The organism is Microbacterium sp. AG1240 (genome assembly GCF_003635115.1).
In the GTDB taxonomy this organism is placed as follows: domain Bacteria; phylum Actinomycetota; class Actinomycetes; order Actinomycetales; family Microbacteriaceae; genus Microbacterium.
In genome coordinates this window covers 1,569,776-1,591,753 of sequence record NZ_RBXJ01000001.1, presented here as the reverse complement: position 1 = coordinate 1,591,753, position 21,978 = coordinate 1,569,776, and the positions used below count along the sequence as shown (strand labels likewise).

Sequence of the window (21,978 nt, the reverse complement as noted above, 5' to 3'; positions counted from 1 at the left end):
GGATGACCGAGACCAGAGTGCAGTAGTTGAGCCGAGCCGGCGGCTCAGCCCACCCAGACGATGTTGCGCAGCGCCTCTCGTGTTTCGGCGAAGCGGATCGACCGGTCGGTGACGAAGAACACGGCTCCGGGGCCGTCGGAGTACGTCGTGCTCAGATACGTGCCGCCCTCGCCGGTCGAGACCTCGAATGGCTCTCGCGCCTGCAGCTCGTCGATTACCTCAGCGGCTCGGCCCGGCTCCAGCGGGCCCCAGGAATACACGTGGGTCGCCTGTTGCCCCGGTGCGCCGGCCGGACCCCACGGGCAGGAGATGCCGCCCTCGACATCGACACCGTGGGCGGTGAGGAACGGCTTGGGCAGCGGAGCGAGACCCTCCACCCGATATTGCGCGGCGACGGCCGCGTCGATCATCGTGTCGCAGTCCACGGCCGCGTCGGCGGTCGGCGGCGCCGTCTCTCCGGGGGTCGACGCGGTCGGCGAGAGGGATGGCGCGGTGCTGGCCGACGGTGCCGCGACGCTCGCGGTCACCTCGGGCGCCTCGGGTGCTTCGGCGTCGATGCCCGTGCATCCGACGAGCAGCAGGAGCGCCCCCAGGGCGATCGGCGCGACCCGCAAAGACCTCATGCGGCAACAGTACGGACTCGATCGCCGAGGATGCTGCGTCCCCGGGGCGACAGTGCAGCGGCATCCGCGACACCCTCGGGGTCGGCTGCACGGCGTCCAACAATGTTTCGGGTCTTCCCCCCTACCCCCGAGTCCGGGGCGGTGGGACGCTCGAGTTCCCCGTTGCTACGGCGCGGAACACGAAAGGCCTCCTCGAATCCGCCATCCCCCGACGGATTCGAGGAGGTCGTTTTCATGAGGTGGACCCGCCGGGTGCGAAGGGGCCGCGGCCCGGCGGGTCCTCCAATGATTCGGAGGCGGCGCCGAACCGGATGTCGGTCGCGCGCTCACGACGCGGGTGCACGTCGGAGAAAGGGCAGGCCCGGGGGTGTTCCGGCGCCCCGCGCGATTCGGAGATCCGCAGCATCCGGCCACCCTGAGGTGTGACACTCGCGCCTCGGCGCGCGGGGTATGTCGGTCCGCTCACGCTCCCCCCGGTCGGAGCGGACCGACAAATGAACAATGGCCTTATCGCAAGCCCCACGCTGGCGGCCCCCTCCATTGTTCGTCCGAGATAGCCCCGTCGCATACCTCGGGCTTCCCCCACCCACGACACTAACGGCGTGCGTTGGACATGTCCAACGCAGGACGCCTTCGTGACGCGGTCGCCGCGCCTCAGACGTCGGAGGTTCTGAGGAAGAGGGCAGTGGACCTGATGTACGGCGCACGCCCGGTGTTCCACCCGGTCGTGTGGCCGCCCGAAGAGGGGATCAGGCGGGCGCGGGGGGCGCGCTCGGCGAAGATCTCGGAGTCTGCGAGAGGCACGGAATCGTCGCGTGTTCCGTGATGGATGAGCACGGGCTGGGTGATGCGCCCGGCGTGGCGCACCCAGTTGAGCCGGTCGAGATCCACGGGTGACGACAACCCCACGGCCTGGGCTCGTCGACGACCCTCGATCCAGGGGATCGCGAGACGGGCCAGTCCGGGCGGGAGGTTCGCACGCGCGACGTTCGCCTCGAGCACGCTTGCCCAGTCCAGCACCGGAGAATCGAGTACCAGGCTGTCGATCCGAGAACCCCAGGCGGCGCTGGCGGCCAGTTGCAGGGCGATCTGCGCTCCCATCGACCACCCGAATAGCACGAACCTCTCCTCCCCCGTCACCGACAGCGCGTCGAGCACATCCGCGACGTCGTCGACCTCCGTCGCGCCGAGGTGGTGCCGGCCGCTGCCCACCGTCGGACCCTCGAGGGTGTTGCGGTAGGCGGGAACGACAGACGGCATTCCCTCGTCCGAGGCGATGTCGACGCTGCGCAGCACCCCCGCTCGGGTCGACCCGAGTCCGAAGATATGGACGGCCCACCGTGGATGCTGACCTCCCGGTGCGCCACCGAAGTACCACGTGGGCACGTCGCCTCCCCGCGTGGGGACGGTGTGATCGACGTGGGTGCCCCCCGCTGATGCGGGGTCGACCGCGACGATGCCGCTCCACGCTGCGCGCGTACCTTTCGGCAGGGGGCGGCGGCGCCCGTCGACCCGCCATGTCACGGTCCGGCCGTTGCGTTCCGGATCGCCCGAGACGCGCAGGTGGTCGCCTCCCTCGAGGAAGACGCCCCACTCCCCCGCACGCGTGGTCGCTTCTGTCGCGGGCACCGTGATGAAGCCGGGCGCCGATGGCATGACGGTCAGGGGGTGGCGCCGAGCACGCGCCGGCGCGGTGAGACGCCGCGCGATCGCGTATCCGAGGCTCACATCGCGCCTGCGCCGAGCCGGTCCTCCGCCTCGGCGAGCAGTCGACGATCGTCGGCGGTGAGAGCGAACTCGTTCCGTCGGTCCATGGCGGCATCGCGGATCTCCACGATGCGGCGGTGCAGGCGGTGCGTGGAGTCCACCTCGGCGGTCTCGAGGCGGAGCGACGCGCGAGCCTCGATCGCCTCCTGCCAGAGCGGGGTGATGCGGTCGAGGTACCGCCGCACATCACGCTCCTGTCGCGACTGCCCCACCCATCGGGCGATCGGCGCCGACGCCAGCCCGGCGGTGAGGAAGAGGAAGGTGCCGATCTGAAGGGTGTAGTAGGCCGGTCGCCACGGCTCGGCCGCGGGGAGCCCGCCGACGAGTTGAGCGGTGCTCATTCCGATGACGGTCACGGACAGGGCCATCGTGCAGAGCGACCCGACGAGCAGGAGCGCGCCCGCGACCCGCTCTCTCGTCAGGGTGCTGTGACGGATGGCCGCCACAGCGGTCAGGAGCAGCGCGCTGAAGACGATCAGGAAGTAGACGTATTGAGCGCAGGAGTACACCGCGGCCGCCGGGTAGTCGCCGTATACGCGCATGAAGCTCTCGCTGGTTCCGCCTCGATGCGGCACGAGGAAGAACGCGACCGTGGTGACGACGATGGCGGCCCACAGCACGATCAGCGCGGGGATGCCGCGAAGATATCGCGGGGCGCCGGCGCGGGATATCCCCTGGGCGAGGAAGTGCACGCCGACCATGAGAATGATGGCGCTGAACAGGTGCACGACGTCGCGGGCGCCGAACCATCCGTCGACGAGCACGTAGAGGTCGTCGTCGTTGAGCATCATGGTGACGGCGATCGTGATGGCCGCGTACAGGACCGAGCGTTCTTTCCGGGCGCGGCGGAAGACGACGAGGACGACGACGAGCGCCCACATGAGGGCGCTGACGATGAGTTCGACCATCAGCCGAAGATCTCCGAGAACCTCGACACGGGCTGGCTGCGGATGTACGTGGCGATGACGTCGGCGAGGCGTTCGGCCCGTCGCTCGTATTCGTCGTTGATGCTGTCTCGCGCGAGCGCCTTGATGACGGTGGCCGGCTCCAGATCGGGGAGGACGCTTCTCGTGACGTACTCGACCTTGTCGTCGACCCGGTCATGGAGCAGCAGCATGTGCGAGAGCTCATGAAGGATGAACTGCTCGCGGTGCAGCTTCGACTCGCTGGGGGCGTGGAGGATGATGTCGACGTCGTCGGTCGCGAGCCAGAGGCCGCAGAGCGCTCCGTCGCCGTCGGAAAGGGCGGGTAGCTCGTCGATCCGCAACGGCCTGCCTCGGGCCGCCTGAACGCGGTGTGTCAGCTCGGCGAGTGTGATGCCGGGCTCGATGTCGACGGGCAGGTGCGGTCGGCCTTCTTCGATCCAAGCTCGCATGGAATGTCCTCAGCTCTGCGGTCCGGAGACGCGCGCTGCTTCCTCGTCCAGGTAGATGGTGATGGCGCTCAAGGTCTCCGGAGAGAGGTCTCCGAGCGTGCGTGCGGCGAAGGAGCGCACTTTGGCGGCGCGCATCGCTCGCACGAGGTCGAGCTGTGCGGAGATCGGCTCGGGGGTCCCGGCCTCGCCGCGAAGGTATCCGTTGGGAGTGTCGAAGAAGTCGGACAGCGCATCCAGCAGCGCCACGTCGTCGATGGGGCGGTGCCCGTTGAGGATGTACGACCACCGCGACCGGCTCAGCGTCACGCCGCGGCCGGAGAGATAGTCGGAGATGGCGGTGAAGGTGACCTCTTCCCCGGTGCGCGCCTCGACGACATCCATGAGCGTGCGCAGGCGATTGGCGAGCAGTTCAGTCGCAGACTGCTGCTGCTCCTCAGGTTCGTTCGCCGACACGGGCCTAGCGTACCTGCCGCTCACCGCTCCCTGCCTGACCGTCACCGAGCAATCGGCGTTGTCGAACGGGTTGAGGACCTATGGTGCCCCCGGAAGACTCTCGCAGGGAATCCCGTCGTTGTTCCCGTCGAGCTTGGCGATGTCCCCGTAGTACGGGTAATACGTGTCAAACCACGACTTCGCCTCTGCGTAGTTGCGGAAGTCGGAGCAATTCTTGGTGTCTCCGGGGTTGCCCGGCTGGGAGGGGCCGGGGTTCGGGGCAGGCGGCTGGTCGACGGGGACGCCAGCCGCGGGGACTCGGAAGTTGTCGCCCTCGTATGACCAGGTGGCGGACCAGTTGCGGATGACGCCATCGCGCTCCGTCACGCTCGCGGTGTAGAAGTGATGCTGAGAGACGGAGCTCCAGAACCGCGCGACCGGGACAGTGTCCGGGGTACTGGTGGTGTTCGGATAGACGTAGTAAGCGACCCCTTCGTAGGACCACGTGTCGGGCCATCGAGCGATGACCGCGTCTCGTTCGGACACGTCAGCGGTGTAGAAGTGGCCATTCAGCTGTGCGGACCAGAATCGGTACAAAGGAATGGTGCCAGCCACCTGTGTCGAAAACGCGGTGTACCGGGGCCCTTCGTACGTCCAGATATTGGACCACCGTGCGTTGATGGCATCACGCTCGGCAACATCCGTGGTGAAGAAGTGCGCTTGGTAGACCGGGCTCCAGAACCTGTACACCGGCGTGGGGTCGACGGCAGCTGCGGATTCGACTGACGTGGTCGCGGCGGAAGCTTGATTTCTCGGAACGTCCCAGTCTTGGAACGACTCGGCCGATGAGGATTCGAGGGCGGTCGCCGCAGCGGGTGCGAGAGTCATGAGAAGCAGGAAAGCAATAGCGGCGCTGCCGACGCGCGTGTGTAGACGCATGAAGTGAAAATCCCCCAGGATCGCGAGGACGCTCGCGACATGGAGCATCCGAGATCAGTGTGGAGTATCGGAACGAGGCCGCACAACTCCGAAAAGGCGATCCGTTCTGTTTGGGTATTCGCGCACGGAACGGCTCGAGACTATTGTCCGGGCGCACCGTGCAGTGGCGTATTGCCCAGATATTGCCCAGACGTCCGCGGAAACGAAAAAACCCCCGGTTTCCCGGGGGTTTGTCTGTGCGCGATACTGGGATCGAACCAGTGACCTCTTCCGTGTCAGGGAAGCGCGCTACCGCTGCGCCAATCGCGCCCGAAATGGGCTATTCAGTTGTCGTCGAGGTGGCGACGGGATTCGAACCCGTGTAAACGGCTTTGCAGGCCGGTGCCTAGCCGCTCGGCCACGCCACCGCGTGGGGTTCGGCCCACGTGTCGTGGTCGCCTTCCGGATCACTCCGTCTGACGACCTCGCACTCGAGCGGATGACGAGATTCGAACTCGCGACCCTCACCTTGGCAAGGTGATGCGCTACCACTGCGCTACATCCGCGTGTCCCTGGTTGCCCCGGGCACTCGTACGACTTTAGCCCATTCCGAGCGCAGCGACAAACCGAGACGCCACCCGCGTGTCGAGCCCTCCGGCGTCCATGGAAGGCTCGTGGATCGGGTACGATCGATGAAGCCCTTCGGGGCGTCAGGGCGATTGGCGCAGCTGGTAGCGCGCTTCCTTCACACGGAAGAGGTCGTGGGTTCAAGTCCCGCATCGCCCACCACGAAACCCCCGGTTCGCCGGGGGTTTTCAGTTGCCACCTCGTGTTCACGCGCGGAGGAGACAAGCGTGAGCTGCACCGTTTCGCGATCTCGCATGGCGGGAGATCCCGGCCGGCTCGACGAACGTCCGGGCATACCTCGCGGCCGACTTTCCCGGCGCAGCATCCGTCCGACGGTGAGACACCCCTTGCGGCTGAGAAACACCGCCAGGCGTGGTGTTTCGGCCGGAAAGCGTGTCTCGAGGTCCGGGCGCGCGGTCAGCGCGCGGAGACTCGCCATCCGTAGCGCTGACGCAGGGCTGCCGCGACGACGGCGAAACGATCGCGCGGAAGAGCGGATGCTTCGCGGCGCAGGCCGCGCACGTGAACGCTGTAGAGCTGCTCGATGTCCACCCACGAGGGGCGCCGCTGCGGGTCCCACTCCCCCGCTCCGAGCGGCACGAAGTCGCTCGAGCCCTGGTGCGGGGTGCTCGTGAGGCGCACGGCGTACACGTGCTCGGAGTCCTGCTGCGCGATCACCAGGACGGGGCGGTCCTTGCCGCGTCCGTCATTCTCCTCGTACGGAACCCAGGTCCACACGATCTCGCCGGCGTCCGCGTCGCCGTCGCGCATCGGCGCGTACGCGATCGTCAGTCCTCGGGCCGACGGCGGCCGCACCGCCCTCGTGGCGGTCAGTCCCGACTGTCCGGGGCTGTCGACGCCGGTCACGCGGGCGGAGCTGGAGACGGGCGCACCCCCGCTCGGTCGCAGGGCGCGGACGAGAACGGAACCGAGGCGGCGGAGGAGACTCACCCCGCCACCCTAGACCGGCGCGAAAACACGGACGGCGCCGCAGGCCGAAGCCCGCGACGCCGTCCCTGGGGTGTCGTGGTCAGGGGGTGGTCTCGATGAGGGCGTAGCCCTCCTCACCGTGGACGGTGGTGTCGATCCCGGCGATCTCGTCTTCGTTCTTGACGCGGAATCCGATGGTCTTCTCGATCGCGAAGCCGATGATGAAGGCGACGACGAAGGAGTAGATCAGCACGCCGAGCGCGGCGATGACCTGCACGACCAGCTGGTCGGCGTTGCCGCCGACGAACAGGCCGGTCTCGGTGGCGAAGAATCCGAGGTAGATGGTTCCGATGAGGCCGCCGACGAGGTGGATGCCGACCACGTCGAGCGAGTCGTCGAAGCCCCACTTCCACTTGAGCTCGATGGCGAGGGCACAGACGGCACCGGTGAGGATGCCGAGCAGCAGAGCCCAGCCGGGGGTCAGGTTCGCGCACGCGGGGGTGATCGCAACCAGACCGGCGACGGCACCGGATGCGGCGCCGACCGACGTGGCCTTGCCGTCCTTGAGCTTCTCGACGATGAGCCAACCGATGATGGCGGCCGCGGTCGCACCGATCGTGTTGACGATGATGAGGCCGACCGACGAGTCCTCCGTGCCCAGCAGGCCGAACGTGCCCTCGGCGCCGGCGTTGAAGCCGAACCAGCCGAACCACAGGATCGCGGCCCCGAGCATGACGAGCGGCACGTTATGGGGCTTGTGGACGCCCTTCTGGAAGAGCACCCGGCGTCCGAGGACGAGCGAGAGGGCGAGAGCGGCGGCACCGGCGTTGATGTGCACCGCGGTTCCGCCGGCATAGTCGATGACGCCGACGTCGAAGCCGAAGGTCTCACCGAGGCCCATGATCCAGCCCCCGCCCCAGACCCAGGCGGCGACGGGGAAGTAGACCACCGTGGCCCAGATGCCGGCGAAGATCATCCAGGCGCCGAACTTGGCGCGGTCGGCGATCGCACCCGAGATGAGCGCGACGGTGATGATCGCGAACGTCGCGCCGTAGGCGGCCCCGACGAGGGCGTTGTCATCGAGCGACGCCATACCGAGGTCGGAGAAGGGGTTGCCGGCGAAGGCCCAGGTGCTGTCGACGGCGCTCATGTTGAAGCCGTAGAGGATCCAGAGCACGCTGATCAGTCCGAGCGCGCCGAAGCTCATCATCATCATGCTGACGACGCTCTTGGCCTTGACCAGACCGCCGTAGAAGAACGCCACACCGGGCGTCATAAAGAGCACGAGCGCCGTTGCGGCGACGGCCCAGGCGAGATTTCCGCTGTCCATGAGGTTCCTCATCTGTGTGTCGTGTTACTGAGGACCCGCGGCATGCGCTGTGTCGGGTAGCGATCTCGCGGGGCGTCAACAGTTTCGCGACGCGCGGTTTCCAACGTCGGCCGGGTCGTGTTTCGCGGGCGTTACAACACCCGGGCCCGTGTAAACAACGCGTTTCGCGCGGCCGCGAGATCGCGACGAAAGCGACGCCCGCCCTGGCGTCGGCGACGAAAGCGACGCCCGCCCTGGCGTCGGCGACGGGAGCGGCGTTCGCCCCGGTGTCAGGAGTGCGTGAGGGCGACGAGACGAGAGACCGCGCGCAGGTACTTCTTGCGGTACCCGCCGGCGAGCATGTCGTCGCCGAACACCGAGCTCAGCGACTCCCCCGTGGCGCGGATGGGGATCTGCGCGTCGTAGGCGCGGTCGACGAAGGCGACGAGCCGGAGGGCCGCGGCCTGGTCGTAGAGCGTGTGAACGCCGCGCAACCCGATGACGTCCACCCCGTCGAGCAGGCGCAGGTAGCGGGAGGGGTGCACGCGGGCCAGATGAGCGACCAGGCCGTCGAATGCGTCGTCCGAGGCGATGCCCCGCAGCGAGGCCTCGTCGAGAGCCTCGGTGTACGCGGCATCCGTCCACACCTTCGCCTCGCCGTCGATCGCCCGCTGGCGGTAGTCGGTTCCGTCGATGCGGAGCGTTTCGAAACTCGCCGACATGGCCTGAATCTCACGCAGGAAGTCCTGCGCCGCGAAACGTCCCTCGCCGAGCGCGTTCGGGGGTGTGTTCGAGGTGGCCGCCAGACGGGTGCCCGATGTGACGAGCTCGCCGAGCAGTCGGGTCATCACCATGGTGTCGCCCGGATCGTCGAGCTCGAACTCGTCGATGCAGAGCAGGTCGGAGCCGCGGAACAGCTCGACGGTCTTCTGATACCCGAGCGCGCCGACGAGAGCGGTGTACTCGATGAACGAGCCGAAGTACTTCCGGCGGGCCGGCATGGCGTGGAAGATCGCCGCCAACAGGTGCGTCTTGCCGACGCCGAACCCGCCGTCGAGGTAGACGCCCGGCTTGGTCTCGGGCTCCTTCTTCGCGCGCCGGAAGAACCCCCCGCGAGAGGCGGATGCTGAGGGCTGCGCGAACGCACTGAGTCGCTCTTTCGCGTCCTCCTGAGAGGAATACGCGGCGTCGGCGCGGTACGACTCGAAGGTCGCGCCGTCGAACTGCGGCGGCGGCACGAGAGAGGCGACCATGTCGGTCCCCGAGACCGCCGGATCGCGGTCCGCGAGATGGACGATGCCGGTGGTGGCGGATGCAGCGGTCATTCGGCCGTCCTGTGTCGCAGTCTTACGCAGTGAGTGCGCTGGTATCACGGCCCGCATAGGGTCGGAAGGGCGGTGTCCACCCTACGCCGTCGCACTGCAGCCCCGACTCCGAGGAGCCCTCCGTGACCATCGAATTCGACACCACATCGTCCAAGTTCGCCGAGTACTCCGAGCCCGGCCGTCTCGTGACCGGGGAATGGCTCGAAGCCCGCCTCGGCCAGCCCGGTCTCGTCGTCGTGGAGTCGGACGAGGACGTGCTGCTCTACGAGACCGGGCACATCCCCGGTTCCGTCAAGATCGACTGGCACACCGAGCTGAACGACCCGGTCGTCCGCGACTACGTCGACGGCGCGGGTTTCTCCGAGCTTCTGAGCCGCAAGGGCATCTCGCGTGACGACACGGTCGTCATCTACGGCGACAAGAACAACTGGTGGGCCGCCTACGCACTGTGGGTCTTCTCGCTGTTCGGTCATGAAGACGTGCGGCTGCTCGACGGCGGACGGGACAAGTGGATCGGCGAGGGTCGTCCGATCACGACCGACGCGACCGCCGTGACGGCCACCGACTACCCCGTCGTCGAGCGCGACGACAGCAAGATCCGCGCGTACAAGGACGACGTGCTGTCGCACCTCGGCCACCCGCTGATCGACGTCCGTTCCCCCGAGGAGTACTCGGGAGAGCGCACGACCGCGCCCGCCTACCCCGATGAGGGAGCCCTGCGCGCAGGACACATCCCAACGGCGCAGAACGTGCCGTGGGCCAAGGCTGTCGCCGAAGACGGCGGATTCAAGTCGCGCGCAGAACTCGACGCGATCTATCGCGACGGCGCGGGGCTCACCGACGGCGAGTCGATCGTGGCCTACTGCCGGATCGGCGAGCGGTCGAGCCACACCTGGTTCGTGCTGAAGCACCTGCTCGGGTTCGACGACGTGCGCAACTACGACGGGTCATGGACCGAGTGGGGCAGCGCGGTGCGCGTGCCGATCGTGACGGGCGCCGAGCCCGGCTCCCGCTGATCGCGTCGGAAACCGGTGGGCGGGTGCCCATCGGTCTCCGACGCGTACCAGGGGCCGAGCCGGCCTCCCGGTGGCGTGGAAGGATGACGAGGGTGACCGAGACCGCTCTGCCCGAAACCCTCGCCGAAATCCGCGACGAGTTCCTCGAACTCGCCGAGCCCGAACGACTCCAGCTGCTTCTCGAGTACTCGCAGGAGCTGCCGGCGGTGCCGCCGGAGTACGACGGGCACCCCGAGATGTGCGAGCGCGTCGTGGAGTGCCAGTCTCCGGTCTACATCGTCGTCGACGTCGACGACGACGGGATCGTGGCGATGCACGCGACCGCCCCCGCCGAGGCACCGACCACCCGCGGGTTCGCCAGCATCCTCGTCCAGGGCATCAGCGGCCTCACGACCGACGAGGTTCTCGCCATCCCCGATGACTTCCCGCAGAGCATCGGGCTCATGCGCGCGGTCAGCCCACTGCGCATCGCGGGGATGACCGGGATGCTGATGCGGGCGAAGCGCCAGGTGCGCGCGAAGCGCGGCTGATCGTGCGCGTGTCGGAGGTGCTCCCGGCAACGGGTGTCGTTCACGATCCCGCCACCCCGGAGGGCCGGGCGTGGCTCGAGTCGGTGTACGCCCGCGACGACGCCGCGTACGTGCGGCTGAACATGATCACGAGCATCACCGGGGCCGCCGCGGGAGACGACGGCACGAGCGAGACGCTCACGAGCCGTATCGACCGCGCCATCCTCGGGATCATCCGCGCTCACGCCGACGCCGTCGTCGTAGGGGCGGCCACCGTGCGCGCCGAGGGCTACCTGCTTCCGCGGGCGACGCGGCTCGCGGTCGTCACCGTCTCGGGAGACCTCAGCGGTCACCGGTTCGACGACGACGGTGCGTCGATCCTCCTCGTCTGCCCGGCGGGAAGAGCGGATGCTGTGCGGGAACGCGCGGGTCTCGCTGCCGCCGAGGTCGTGGCGGTGGACGGCGACGACGACCTGCATCCGACGGCGATCGTCTCCGCGCTCGCGCGCCGGGGGTACCCCCGCATCGTCTGCGAGGGCGGCCCCACCCTCGCCGGCCGCTTCGCGTCGGCGGGAGTGATCGACGAGTACTGCGTGACGATCGCACCGGTACTCGCACCAGCCGAGCACCCTTTCCTCCCGCTGAGGGCGGGCGGAGCGCCCCGCACGGAGCCCGCAGGGCTGCTCGTCGACGACGCCGCGTTCAGCTACTTTCGGCTGCGGACTCGTTCGTGAGGCCCTGACCGCGGAGCCACTCCGTGATCGTGCGCGTCCAGCGGTCCTGGTCGTAGTTCCAGAGCTTCGTGTGACGGGCCACGGAGAAGGTCTCGAGGTGCACGAGATCGGGTCGGGCCGCCGCCAGACCGTGCGAGGCGTCCGACGGGACGAAGCCGTCGTCGTCGCTGTGCAGGATGAGGATCGGATGAGTCAGTTCGTCCGCTCGTGCGACGCCGTCGAGCCGGTCGAACGGGATCGCATGCCCCGCCCGTGTCACCGGCGTCGCCCAGTCGGAACCGAGCGCGCCGATGGCGAGATTCGTCACGGGCGTCGGGAGGCGCAGCATCCGTCCCTGGTAGTCGAGCACCACCCGCCAGTCCACCACGGGCGACTCGAGGATGAGGCCCACGAGCAGTTCCTGGTGCGGCGATGACAGCTCGACCTGCAGGGCGACGGCTCCCCCCATCGACCATCCCATGACGATCACCCGGCGCGCGCCCGCGCGGCGTGCGTATCCGATGGCGGCGTCGACGTCGCGCCACTCCGTGGCACCGAGCGCGTAGGTTCCCGCCCGGCTGCGGGGTGCCTCGCCGTCGTTGCGGTACGACACCAGAAGAGAGGTGATGCCGAGCGCGCGGAAGACGGGAACGGCTCGCAGCGCCTCGGCGCGGGTCGTCCCCCGGCCGTGCACCTGCACGACCCAGAGGTCGGTCTCGGCCTCGGCGGGGAACACCCACGCCGGGCACGGGCCGACAGAGCTGCCGATGAGCTCGCTGCGGTACGGGATGTGGAGTTCGTCGGGACTGTCGAAGTACCAGCCGCTGAAGGCGGCGTCGGGGGCGAGCTGCTCCCCCGCGCCGACGTGGGTGAGCAGCTTGCGAGTGACCGACGTCGCGTCGGACGAGAGAACCTGGCCGAGCTTGACGTAGGACTTCGAACCCGTGGTGAAGAGACCGTAGCGGCCGGGGAGCTCGGTGTCGGGCGTGCGCGCCAGTGTCACGGTCTGCGCCGGCGCATCGACGGCGACGATCCGGGTGTCTGCCAGGCGCGGAGCGGGGGTGACCACCCGACGGGCGACACGGATCGCGATCGCCGCGATGGCCGTGGCGACCGCCCCGAGGGCGATCGCGACGAGAGCGACCGACGTGCGGAGAGCACCGGCGAGCGGTCGGAAGCCGCCGTCGGGCGCGGCGTGCCTGGACGCGTTCATCTCGGCCTCACTCTAGTCTGTGCGGGTGACCGATGTTCGTCCTCCCGAGGCGTTGACGCCGTTCGCGCGGGCGGTCGACGAACTTCGTTCGACCTCGTTCCGCGACGATCTGCTCGTGCGCGAGATTCCCGCCCCGACAGGACTCGCCCCCGAGTCGCTGGCGCTCGCGGCCGATGTGCGGCCCGACGTGGAGGGCGTGGACTCGCCCTATGGCATCGGTCGGTTCATCCTGCTACACGACCCGGACGAGCCCGATCCGTGGGGTGCGCCCTGGCGGATCGTCTGCTTCGCCCAGGCGCCGCTCGAACCCGAGATCGGATCCGACGCGCTCCTGGCCGACGTAGCGTGGTCATGGCTGGTCGACGCGCTGTCGTCGCGCGGCGCCGTCCACCACTCGGCGTCGGGCACGGCCACGAAGACCCTGTCCAAAGGATTCGGATCGTTGGCGTCGCAGGGCGACGGGGCACAGATAGAACTGCGGGCGTCATGGTCGCCCGAAGGACCTTTCGGACCGCACGTGGAGGCGTGGGCCGAACTTGTTTGCATGCTGGCAGGTCTCCCTCCGGGTACCGAGGGAATCGCCACGCTCGGAGCCCGGAGGGCAGCCCGTGACTGAATACGTCGTGATCGAAGACGACGAAGCCCTCGCTGATGCGGCAGAGGCTCTCGCCTCCGCCGACGGACCGGTGGCGGTCGACGTGGAACGGGCGTCGGGGTTCCGCTACTCCCAGCGCGCGTACCTGATCCAGGTCTTCCGCCGAGGCGCCGGGGTCTTCCTGTTCGACCCCGCCACCATCGCCGATTTCACTCTGCTGCAGGCCGCGATCGGCGACGCGGAATGGGTCTTCCACGCGGCCAGCCAGGATCTGCCGTCGCTGCGCGAGCGTTCGCTCGAGCCGTCGCGGATCTTCGACACCGAGCTCGCGGCTCGCATTCTCGGTCATGAGCGCGTCGGTCTCGGTGCGGTCGTGGAGTCGACGCTCGGCATCACGCTGGCTAAGGCGCACTCCGCGGCGGACTGGTCGACGCGCCCGCTTCCGCAGTCGTGGCTGGAGTACGCCGCGCTCGACGTCGAGCACCTGGTCGACGTGCGAGACGCCCTTGCCGACCAGCTCGTCGAGCAGGAGAAGACCGAGATCGCGGCGCAGGAGTTCGCCGCGGTGCTCGAGCGCCTTCCGAAGCCGCCGCGGGAGGACCCCTGGCGTCGTCTGAGCGGCCTGCACACCGTGCGAGGGCGGCGGTCGCTGGCCGTGGCTCGCGCGCTCTGGCAGGCCAGGGAGGACTACGCCCGCGAACAGGACGTCTCGCCCGGCCGGCTCGTGCCGGACCGCTCACTCGTCGCGGCGGTGATCGCCGATCCCCCCTCGAAGCAGGCCCTGGCGGCGCTGAAGGAATTCAACGGGCGGGCGAGTCGCACGCAGCTCGACCGCTGGTGGAACGCGATCCAGGAGGGCCGGTCGACCGAGGAGCTCCCGAGCGACCGCGTCCCCTCCGATGCGTTGCCGCCGCCGCGCGCGTGGGCCGATCGCAACCCGTCGGCCGACGCCCGACTGCGTGCGGCCCGCCCGGTCGTCGAGGAACGGGCGGAGCAGCTCGGCATGCCGACCGAGAACCTCCTGACGCCGGAGACCCTGCGGCGCGTCGCGTGGTCTCCCCCGGCGTCGCTCGACGCGGAATCGATCGGCGCCATCCTCGCGGAGCACGGTGCCCGGCCGTGGCAGATTGAGCAGACTGCACAGTTGATCGCCGATGCCTTTGTGGATTCCGTCAACGCCCCGGCCGAGGTCGCCGCCGACCCTTCGTAGGTTCGACCCAACCGATTCCGGGCGATTCGGTGCCCTCCCTAGGCTGGCGTCATCCCTAGTTTTGGAGGCAGAGTGGCCGAGCTCTCGGACGTCTTCTTCGTCGATGGAATGCGCACCCCCTTCGGGCGCGCGGGCGAAAAAGGAATGTATTGGAACACCCGCGCGGACGACCTGGTCGTGAAGGCGATCATCGGTCTCCTCGAGCGCAATGACGCGGTGCCCAAAGACCGGATCGACGATGTGGCGATCGCGGCCACCTCGCAGACCGGCGACCAGGGGCTGACCCTCGGACGCACAGCGGCGATCCTCGCGGGGCTCCCGATGTCGGTTCCCGGCCTGGCGATCGACCGCATGTGCGCGGGTGCCATGACGAGCGTGACGACGATGGGCGCCTCGATCGGCTTCGGCCAGTACGATCTCGCGCTGGCCGGCGGCGTCGAGCACATGGGGCGTCACCCCATCGGAGCCAACGCCGATCCGAACCCCCGCTTCGTCGCCGAGCGGCTCGTCGATCCGGGTGCCCTCAACATGGGCGTCACCGCCGAGCGCATCCACGATCGCTTCCCGCACCTCACGAAAGAGCGCGCCGACCGGTTCGGCATGCTGAGCCAGCACAAGGCGCAGACGGCCTACGAGGCCGGCAAGTTCCAGCCCGACCTCGTCTCTGTGGCGGTGAAGGACGCCGAGGGCGCCTGGGGCCTCGCCACCGAAGACGAGGGGCGGCGCCCCGAGACCACGATGGAGGGTCTCGCCTCGCTCAAGACCCCGTTCCGACCGCACGGCCGCGTGACAGCCGGTACGTCCTCGCCCCTCACCGATGGGGCGACCGTGAGTCTCCTCGCCGGCGGCGACGCGGTGAAGGAGCTCGGCCTCACGCCGAAGATGCGCATGGTGTCGTTCGCGTTCGCTGGCGTCGAGCCCGAGATCATGGGCATCGGCCCCATCCCCGCGACCGAGAAGGCGCTCCGCAAGGCGGGGCTCACCATCGACGACATCGGGCTCTTCGAGCTCAACGAGGCGTTCGCGATCCAGGTGATCTCGCTGCTCGACCACTTCGGCATCGCCGACGACGACCCTCGGGTCAACCCGTGGGGCGGTGCGATCGCGCTGGGGCACCCGCTCGCAGCATCCGGTGTGCGCCTCATGATCCAGCTCGCCGCTCATTTCGCCGAGCGGCCCGACGTGCGCTACGGCCTCACGGCCATGTGCGTCGGTCTCGGTCAGGGCGGCACGGTGATCTGGGAGAACCCCCACTTCACCGGCAAGAAGCGCAAGGGAGGCCAGTCATGACGAACTACGACGAGATCGACTTCGCCCCGCTCGACGCCCTCGCCGTCGACGAGGTGGTCACGCATTCGCGGGTGCGCGATGTGCGCCTGGCCTCGGGCAAGGTGCTGGCGCTCATCACGCTCGACAACGGCCGCGACCACACGCGTCCGAACACGCTCGGCCCCGGCACGCTGAAAGAGCTCGGCGAGACGCTCGGCGAGCTGAAGGCGCGCGCGGCCGCCGGTGAGATCGACGCCGTCGGCATCACGGGCAAGCAGTACATCCTCGCGGCCGGTGCCGACCTCTCGCAGGTCGCGCAGCTGCCGTCGAAAGACATCGCCCGCCTCATCGCCCAGCGGGGCCACCAGGTTCTGGGTTCGCTCTCCGAACTGGGAGTGCCCTCGTTCGCGTTCGTGAACGGCCTCGCGCTGGGCGGCGGTGTGGAGATCGCCCTGAACTCCACGTATCGCACGGTGGATGCGTCGGCTGCGGCCATCGCGCTGCCCGAGGTCTTCCTCGGACTCATCCCCGGCTGGGGCGGCGCCTACCTGCTACCGAACCTCATCGGCATTGAGAACGCGCTCGATGTCGTCATCTCCAACCCGCTGAAGCAGAACCGCACGCTGAAGCCTCGCCAGGCCTTCGAACTGGGAATGGTCGACGCCATCTTCCCCGCGTCGAACTACCTCGAGGATTCGCTGCGCTGGGCCGACGGCGTGCTGACCGGGCGGGTGAAGGTCGAGCGCAAGAACGAGCCGGGCAAGATCGAGCGGCTCACCAAGTGGCCGATCGCGATCAAGATGGCGCGCGGGATGCTGGAGAGCCGCATCGGCACCGTCCCGCGCTCTCCGTATGTCGCGCTCGAACTCCTCGACAAGGCCAAGAGCGGCACCAAGGCCGAGGGCTTCGCCCGCGAGGACGAAGCGCTGGCAGACCTCATCAGCGGCGATCAGTTCGTCGCATCGATGTACGCCTTCGATCTCATCCAGAAGCGGGCCAAGCGACCGGTCGGGGCGCCCGACAAGGCGTTGGCCAAGAAGGTCGCCAAGGTCGGCATCATCGGGGCGGGTCTCATGGCCAGCCAGTTCGCGTTGCTCTTCGTGCGCAAGCTGCAGGTCCCGGTGCTCATCACCGACCTCGACCAGGCACGTGTCGACAAGGGTCTCGCCTACATCCGCGATGAGATCGGCAAGCTCGAGGCCAAGGGGCGGCTCGACGGCGACGCGGCGAACCGTCTGCGCGCGCTCGTGCACGGCACCACCGACAAGACCGAGTTCTCCGACTGCGATTTCGTCATTGAGGCGGTCTTCGAGGAGGTCGGGGTCAAGCAGCAGGTCTTCGCGGAGATCGAGCCGCTCATCGCTGAAGACGCCATCCTGGCGACGAACACCTCGTCGCTGTCGGTGGAGGAGATCGGTGCGAAGCTCGCCCATCCCGAGCGCCTCGTGGGCTTCCACTTCTTCAACCCGGTCGCCGTCATGCCGCTGATCGAGGTCGTGAAGACCCCGACGGTGACGGATGCTGCGCTGTCGACCGCGTTCGTCGTGGCCAAGAACCTCGGCAAGAACGCGATCCTCACCGCCGACGCGCCCGGCTTCGTCGTCAACCGGCTGCTCGCCAAGGTCATGGGAGAGGCGGCCCGCGCCGTGTACGAGGGCACTCCCCTGCTCACCGTCGAGCGGGCGTTCGCGCCTCTCGGCCTGCCGATGACGCCGTTCCAGCTCATCGATCTGGTCGGATGGAAGGTCGCCGCCCACGTGCAGGACACGATGGCGGGCGCGTTCCCCGATCGTTTCTTCGCGTCGGAGAACTTCCACCGGCTGGCGGAGCTGCCGGAGGTCGTCGAGAAGGACAAGAACGGCAAGGTCACGGGCTGGAGCAAGAGTGCTCAGAAGGTGCTCGAGACCGGTTCGACCCCGGCGTCCGAAGCCACGATCCTCGCGCGCGTGCAGGACGGCCTCGCGCAGGAGATCAAGATCATGCTCGACGAGGGCGTCGTACCGGAGGTCGAAGACATCGATCTCGGTCTCATCCTCGGCGCCGCATGGCCGTTCATCGACGGCGGTGCCTCGGCCTACCTCGATCGGGAGGGGGCGTCCGAGCGTGCGTTCGGCGACACGTTCCATCACCCGCCGCTGCGAGGCGTGGGGAGCTGAGCCTCACCCCCTCCGACGGCCCGTCACCTCCTCGGTGGCGGGCCGTCGTTCGTAGGACGGCGTCAGACGTGCAGGGTGGTGCCGCGCTGCGATTGCGCACGCTGGACGGCCATCTGCTCGTCGAACTCCGCCCGCAGTTGTCGCTGACGGTGATCGCGTTGCGGGCTGCTTCCTCCGTCGACAGCTCCACGGGGAAGCCGAACGCGTCGTGTGGCGATCGATCGCGATCGCGGCGGGGGCTGTCGGTCTGACCGGTCGCGAGGGCGAGATCCTCCGCGCCTCCATCAAATACAGCCTCGGGATGCTCGTCTTCGTCTGCGTCTGGGTCTTCCTGCTCTCGCTCGTGATGCCTCACGGGAGTTGAGCCCCTCCGCGGGCTCAGGGAGCCGAGAGGCCGAGAACGGGGTACAGAACCTCGAACCCCTCGTCGAGCCCGCCGGTGATGGCGGAGACGAGGTGGTCGGCGCCGGGCACCACGTAGGACGTGACGGACATCCCTGCTTTCTCGGCTGCCGCGGCGACGGTCTGGGAGGCCGCGATGAAACCCGGGTCTTCGCTTCCCGCGGTGAAGACCGCGGTCGTGTTCGCGTACGCCCCCGGCGGAGCCGAGGCCATGATGTTGACCGGCTTGGATGCGTCGAAGGCGGACTGGTCACCGCCGTAGATCGTCTCCAGCACGCCCGAGACATCCTCTGAACCGGGGAATTCCTCCCCCGACACATCGATGATGTTGGAGAACTCATCGGGGTATGCGGCTCCGTATTTGATCGCGCAGCCGCCTCCGTTGGAGTATCCGGCGATGACCCAGTAGCGGGGATCGTCAATGATCCGCAGATTCGCGCGCGCCCAGGCGGTGACGTCCTTCGTGATGTAGGTCTCGGCCGCGCCGTATGCCGATGAGTCCGCGCATGCGGGGTCCTGGTTGCTTCCGGTGCCGCCGATCTGATCGGCGACGATGACGATGGGGGCGAGACCGTCGTGGTCGGCGGCGTACTGGTCGAGCACACCCGCGATGAACGAGACGTCCGGATTCCCGGGATAGCCCATCATCATGATCACCAGAGGAAGAGCCGGCGCATCGGGTGCCAGCGCGGCGGGCGGTAGGTAGATCCCGGCGGGACGGGCGACGAACCCCGACTCGGTGCCGGGGATGTTCTCCGTGCCCTGCTTCCCGACCGTCGCCAGATCGTCCGGCGCGGTCCACGTCGTGTAGATGGGCTGGTCGGGCGCGGCGGCGGCGCCACCCGAGCCGGGGACGTCGATGGGTGCATCGACCACGACTCCCAGCAGAGAACCGAGCGTCGGGTTGAGTCCGTAGTAGGCGTTCACACCGATGACTCCGCTCACGAGGAACCAGATCACGGCGACGCCGGCGATCACACGTCGCCATGCGCGTGCGCGAGGGAAGGATACGATCGCGAGCCCCACGGCAGCGAAGCATCCGACAGCCCAGAACCCCACGGCGAGGGGCAGATCGGTACCGAAAGCCTCGACGACATTCGCCACCAGGAAGAGGACGACTGCCGCAATCGCTCCTCCGAGGAGCCCGAGCGCGGCTCGTGCCCACCAGCCGTCACGAGCAGGACGGACGAGGAGAACGAGCGCGAGAACGACCGCGCCGCCGTACACCACCCACATAGCCGGTGAATCAATGATCGGCAGTCTCAGGAGTGCGTCCACCGGGTCTCTCCTCTGCGGTGGTCAGGCACCCCGCGGGGTGCAGCCCGACGGCGTGGAATTGCCGCTGATGATGAAATTTTCACACGGGGAAAAGTGGGGAAGGGTTGACTCTCGCCTACCCGCCACGGTGTCGTTGTGGTGCTTGTCCAGGAATTGCTTGGTTGGCCGATCTACCTGCTCTACCGCGACGAGGGAGACCTCGCGCGCATCGGCCCCGCGCTCGTGAGAGCATTCCTCCCTGACGCCACGCTGAGGCAGTACGCGGGCGCCGGCATCGATATGCTGCGCGGGGGCTGAGCCGTCAGTCGCGGGAGTCGTGAGGTTGTGCGTCCTCGGGCACCCAGAGTGTCTGCTGATCACTCGGGCGGGCGATGGGGATGCGGGTACCCAGCACCTGCGACACCACGTCCTGTGCGATCTTCGCCGCCGTGAGGCCGGCATCGTCCAGGATCTGTTCGCGGGTCGCGTGCGGGATGAACTCGTCGGGAAGACCCAGCTCGTCGACGGCCGTGTCGACCCCCGCCTCGCGGAGCACCTGACGCACGCGCGTGCCCACCCCGCCCACGCGGATGCCGTCCTCGATCGTGATGACGAGCCGATGGCTGCGTGCGAGCTCGACGATCGACGGCTGCACCGGGATGACCCATCGCGGGTCGACCACGGTCGCGCCGATGCCCTGCGCCTCCAGCCGCTCGGCGACCTCGGTGGCGAGGTGCACCATGGGGCCGATGCCGACGATGAGGACGTCGTGGGTGGCGGCGCGTGAGATCACGTCGACGCCGTCGGCGAGCCTCTCGATGGCCGGGAGGTCGGCGGATGCCGATCCCTTCGGGTAGCGCACGACGGTCGGCGCGTCGGAGACGGCCACCGCCTCGCGCAGCTCCTCGCTGAGGCGCGCAGCATCACGCGGTGCCGCGATACGGATGTTCGGCACGAGCTGAAGCATCGCGAGGTCCCAGATGCCGTGGTGGCTCGGTCCGTCGGGGCCGGTGACGCCCGCTCGGTCGAGTGCGAAGGTGACGCCGGCGCGGTGCAGCGCAACGTCCATCAGCATCTGATCGAAGGCGCGGTTCATGAACGTGGCGTACATCGCGACGACGGGGTGCAGCCCGCCGAAGGCGAGACCGGCCGCCGATGCGACGGCGTGCTGCTCGGCGATGCCGACGTCGTAGGTGCGTTCGGGGAACCGCTCGGCGAATAGCTGCAGGCCGGTCGGACGCAGCATCGCCGCGGTCACGGCGATGATGTCTTCCCGCTCCGCACCGATCTCGACGAGCTCCCGCGCGAACACGTCGGTCCATCCGTCGCCGGTGGCGCTCGAGAGCGGCTCCCCGGTGATCGGATCGATCTTGCCGACCGCATGGAACTGGTCGGCCTCATCGCTGCGGGCCGGTGCGTACCCGCGGCCCTTGTCGGTTATCGCGTGGACGATGACGGGCGCACCGTAGGACTTCGCCAGGGTCAGGGTCTCGAGCAGCGTCTCGAGGTCGTGGCCATCGACGGGGCCGAGGTACTTGATGTCGAGGTTCGAATACAGGGCCTCGTTGTTCGTGAAGCGGGAGAGGAACCCGTGCGTTGCGCCACGCACGCCGCGGTAGACGGCGCGGGTGGCCGGGCCGAGCGCACGGAACAGCGAGTCGGAGCTCCTGTGCAGTGTGCGATAAGCGTCGGCGGTGCGCACGCGATTGAGGTAGCGGGCCATGCCGCCGATGGTGGGGGCGTAGGAGCGTCCGTTGTCATTGACGACGATCACGAGGTTGCGATCGTTGTCGTCCGAGATGTTGTTGAGCGCCTCCCAGGTCATCCCGCCCGTGAGCGCGCCGTCACCGACCACGGCCACGACGTGGCGGTCGCGGCGCCCGGTACGCGTGAGAGCACGAGACACCCCGTCGGCCCAGCTGAGCGAGCTCGACGCGTGAGAGGACTCCACGACGTCATGGATGCTCTCGGAACGCTGCGGGTACCCGGCCAGTCCCTCACGGGAACGCAAGCCGGAGAAGTCCTGTCGCCCGGTGAGGAGCTTGTGCACGTAGGACTGATGCCCGGTATCGAAGATGATCGGATCCTGGGGCGAGTCGAAGATCCTGTGGATCGCGATGGTGAGTTCGACCACGCCGAGGTTCGGCCCCAGATGCCCACCGGTACGGGAGACGTTCTCGATGAGGAACTCGCGCACCTCTCCGGCAAGCTGCTCGAGCTGAGGCAGATCTAGCGCATCGAGGTCACGCGGCCCCGTGATCGTCGGCAGAACAGCCATCGGACTCCTTTCGTCGTCGATCCTCAGGATCGACGGGCGACCAGGACACAGTCT

General features: G+C 68.3%; 21 protein-coding genes and 4 tRNA genes. 10 read left to right on the top strand and 15 right to left on the bottom strand.

All coding sequences use genetic code 11. From position 1 onward, the window contains the following. Nucleotides 1-44 precede the first annotated feature (44 nt). From DEU34_RS16240 to DEU34_RS07490, 9 genes are all read right to left on the bottom strand, one after another. On the bottom strand, nt 45-623 hold the full coding sequence (locus tag DEU34_RS16240; RefSeq protein ID WP_183042384.1) for a hypothetical protein: 579 nt from the start codon (nt 621-623) through the stop codon (nt 45-47). A gap of 654 nt (nt 624-1,277) precedes the next feature. After that, nucleotides 1,278-2,279, bottom strand: a complete 1,002-nt coding sequence (locus DEU34_RS07525; RefSeq protein ID WP_147424023.1) for a S9 family peptidase — start codon at nt 2,277-2,279, stop codon at nt 1,278-1,280. 68 nt (nt 2,280-2,347) lie between these two features. Then, nucleotides 2,348-3,298 (bottom strand): DUF6545 domain-containing protein, encoded by a 951-nt coding sequence (locus DEU34_RS07520; protein WP_121149465.1) that lies wholly within the window; start codon nt 3,296-3,298, stop codon nt 2,348-2,350. Beyond that, on the bottom strand, nt 3,298-3,765 hold the full coding sequence (locus tag DEU34_RS07515) for a hypothetical protein (protein ID WP_121149464.1): 468 nt from the start codon (nt 3,763-3,765) through the stop codon (nt 3,298-3,300). Before DEU34_RS07515 ends, DEU34_RS07520 begins: the two co-directional genes overlap by 1 nt. A gap of 9 nt (nt 3,766-3,774) precedes the next feature. After that, entirely contained in the window at nt 3,775-4,218 is a 444-nt protein-coding gene (locus tag DEU34_RS07510; protein WP_121149463.1) for a hypothetical protein, read from the bottom strand. Between the two features lie 78 nt (nt 4,219-4,296). Then, the gene (locus DEU34_RS07505) at nt 4,297-5,184 is read right to left on the bottom strand and encodes an excalibur calcium-binding domain-containing protein (RefSeq protein WP_121149462.1); all 888 of its coding nucleotides are present in this window, start codon (nt 5,182-5,184) and stop codon (nt 4,297-4,299) included. Nucleotides 5,185-5,373: 189 nt separating this feature from the next. Then, nucleotides 5,374-5,445, bottom strand: a tRNA-Val gene (locus tag DEU34_RS07500). Nucleotides 5,446-5,472: 27 nt separating this feature from the next. Beyond that, nucleotides 5,473-5,543 (bottom strand) — tRNA-Cys (locus DEU34_RS07495). A gap of 66 nt (nt 5,544-5,609) precedes the next feature. Continuing rightward, nucleotides 5,610-5,681, bottom strand: a tRNA-Gly gene (locus DEU34_RS07490). Between the two features lie 147 nt (nt 5,682-5,828). Between DEU34_RS07490 and DEU34_RS07485 the strand changes: the two genes are divergently transcribed. Beyond that, nucleotides 5,829-5,904: transfer RNA gene (locus tag DEU34_RS07485), tRNA-Val, on the top strand. A 255-nt stretch (nt 5,905-6,159) separates the two neighbouring features. Here the strand turns inward: DEU34_RS07485 and DEU34_RS07480 are convergent. The 3 genes from DEU34_RS07480 to zapE form a co-directional block, all read right to left on the bottom strand. Further along, nucleotides 6,160-6,693, bottom strand: coding sequence for a type II toxin-antitoxin system PemK/MazF family toxin (locus DEU34_RS07480; protein WP_259460063.1), 534 nt, complete (start codon nt 6,691-6,693; stop codon nt 6,160-6,162). Nucleotides 6,694-6,772: 79 nt separating this feature from the next. Next, the gene (locus tag DEU34_RS07475) at nt 6,773-8,002 is read right to left on the bottom strand and encodes an ammonium transporter (RefSeq protein ID WP_121149461.1); all 1,230 of its coding nucleotides are present in this window, start codon (nt 8,000-8,002) and stop codon (nt 6,773-6,775) included. A gap of 269 nt (nt 8,003-8,271) precedes the next feature. Continuing rightward, nucleotides 8,272-9,306 (bottom strand): cell division protein ZapE, encoded by a 1,035-nt coding sequence (zapE, locus tag DEU34_RS07470; RefSeq protein ID WP_121149460.1) that lies wholly within the window; start codon nt 9,304-9,306, stop codon nt 8,272-8,274. Between the two features lie 122 nt (nt 9,307-9,428). Here zapE and DEU34_RS07465 point away from each other — a divergent pair, with 122 nt between their 5' ends. From DEU34_RS07465 to DEU34_RS07455, 3 genes are all read left to right on the top strand, one after another. After that, nucleotides 9,429-10,322 carry a sulfurtransferase gene (locus tag DEU34_RS07465; RefSeq protein ID WP_121149459.1) on the top strand — a complete coding sequence of 298 codons (894 nt, stop codon included), beginning with the start codon at nt 9,429-9,431 and terminating at the stop codon, nt 10,320-10,322. Between the two features lie 83 nt (nt 10,323-10,405). Continuing rightward, nucleotides 10,406-10,852, top strand: coding sequence for a SufE family protein (locus DEU34_RS07460; protein ID WP_121149458.1), 447 nt, complete (start codon nt 10,406-10,408; stop codon nt 10,850-10,852). A gap of 2 nt (nt 10,853-10,854) precedes the next feature. Next, nucleotides 10,855-11,565, top strand: coding sequence for a dihydrofolate reductase family protein (locus tag DEU34_RS07455; protein WP_259460062.1), 711 nt, complete (start codon nt 10,855-10,857; stop codon nt 11,563-11,565). Here the strand turns inward: DEU34_RS07455 and DEU34_RS07450 are convergent. Next, complete coding sequence (locus tag DEU34_RS07450) at nt 11,534-12,757, bottom strand: S9 family peptidase (protein WP_121149457.1); 1,224 nt, start codon at nt 12,755-12,757, stop codon at nt 11,534-11,536. The two genes, DEU34_RS07455 and DEU34_RS07450, sit on opposite strands and share 32 nt — an antisense overlap. Nucleotides 12,758-12,782: 25 nt before the next feature. On the opposite strand from DEU34_RS07450, the gene DEU34_RS07445 reads away from it, so the two are divergent. The 5 genes from DEU34_RS07445 (at nt 12,783) to DEU34_RS16445 (ending at nt 18,351) form a co-directional block, all read left to right on the top strand. Next, nucleotides 12,783-13,373 (top strand): DUF3000 domain-containing protein, encoded by a 591-nt coding sequence (locus DEU34_RS07445; protein WP_121149456.1) that lies wholly within the window; start codon nt 12,783-12,785, stop codon nt 13,371-13,373. Beyond that, entirely contained in the window at nt 13,366-14,562 is a 1,197-nt protein-coding gene (locus DEU34_RS07440) for an HRDC domain-containing protein (protein ID WP_121149455.1), read from the top strand. The genes DEU34_RS07445 and DEU34_RS07440 overlap by 8 nt, the downstream gene beginning before the upstream one ends. 72 nt (nt 14,563-14,634) lie before the next feature. Continuing rightward, nucleotides 14,635-15,852: a thiolase family protein gene (locus tag DEU34_RS07435; protein ID WP_121149454.1), complete on the top strand. Its 1,218-nt coding sequence runs from the start codon at nt 14,635-14,637 to the stop codon at nt 15,850-15,852. Then, nucleotides 15,849-17,987 carry a 3-hydroxyacyl-CoA dehydrogenase NAD-binding domain-containing protein gene (locus tag DEU34_RS07430; RefSeq protein WP_121149453.1) on the top strand — a complete coding sequence of 713 codons (2,139 nt, stop codon included), beginning with the start codon at nt 15,849-15,851 and terminating at the stop codon, nt 17,985-17,987. The genes DEU34_RS07435 and DEU34_RS07430 overlap by 4 nt, the downstream gene beginning before the upstream one ends. Before the next feature lie 208 nt (nt 17,988-18,195). Further along, nucleotides 18,196-18,351 (top strand): L-lactate permease, encoded by a 156-nt coding sequence (locus DEU34_RS16445; RefSeq protein WP_259460061.1) that lies wholly within the window; start codon nt 18,196-18,198, stop codon nt 18,349-18,351. 14 nt (nt 18,352-18,365) lie between these two features. On the opposite strand, the gene DEU34_RS07420 is transcribed toward DEU34_RS16445, so the two are convergent. Further along, nucleotides 18,366-19,667, bottom strand: a complete 1,302-nt coding sequence (locus tag DEU34_RS07420; protein ID WP_121149451.1) for an alpha/beta hydrolase-fold protein — start codon at nt 19,665-19,667, stop codon at nt 18,366-18,368. A gap of 135 nt (nt 19,668-19,802) precedes the next feature. On the opposite strand from DEU34_RS07420, the gene DEU34_RS16235 reads away from it, so the two are divergent. Next, entirely contained in the window at nt 19,803-19,964 is a 162-nt protein-coding gene (locus tag DEU34_RS16235; RefSeq protein ID WP_183042411.1) for a hypothetical protein, read from the top strand. Nucleotides 19,965-19,968: 4 nt separating this feature from the next. Here the strand turns inward: DEU34_RS16235 and dxs are convergent, their stop codons facing one another. After that, nucleotides 19,969-21,924, bottom strand: coding sequence for a 1-deoxy-D-xylulose-5-phosphate synthase (gene dxs / locus DEU34_RS07415; protein WP_121149450.1), 1,956 nt, complete (start codon nt 21,922-21,924; stop codon nt 19,969-19,971). Between the last annotated feature and the right edge of the window lie 54 nt (nt 21,925-21,978).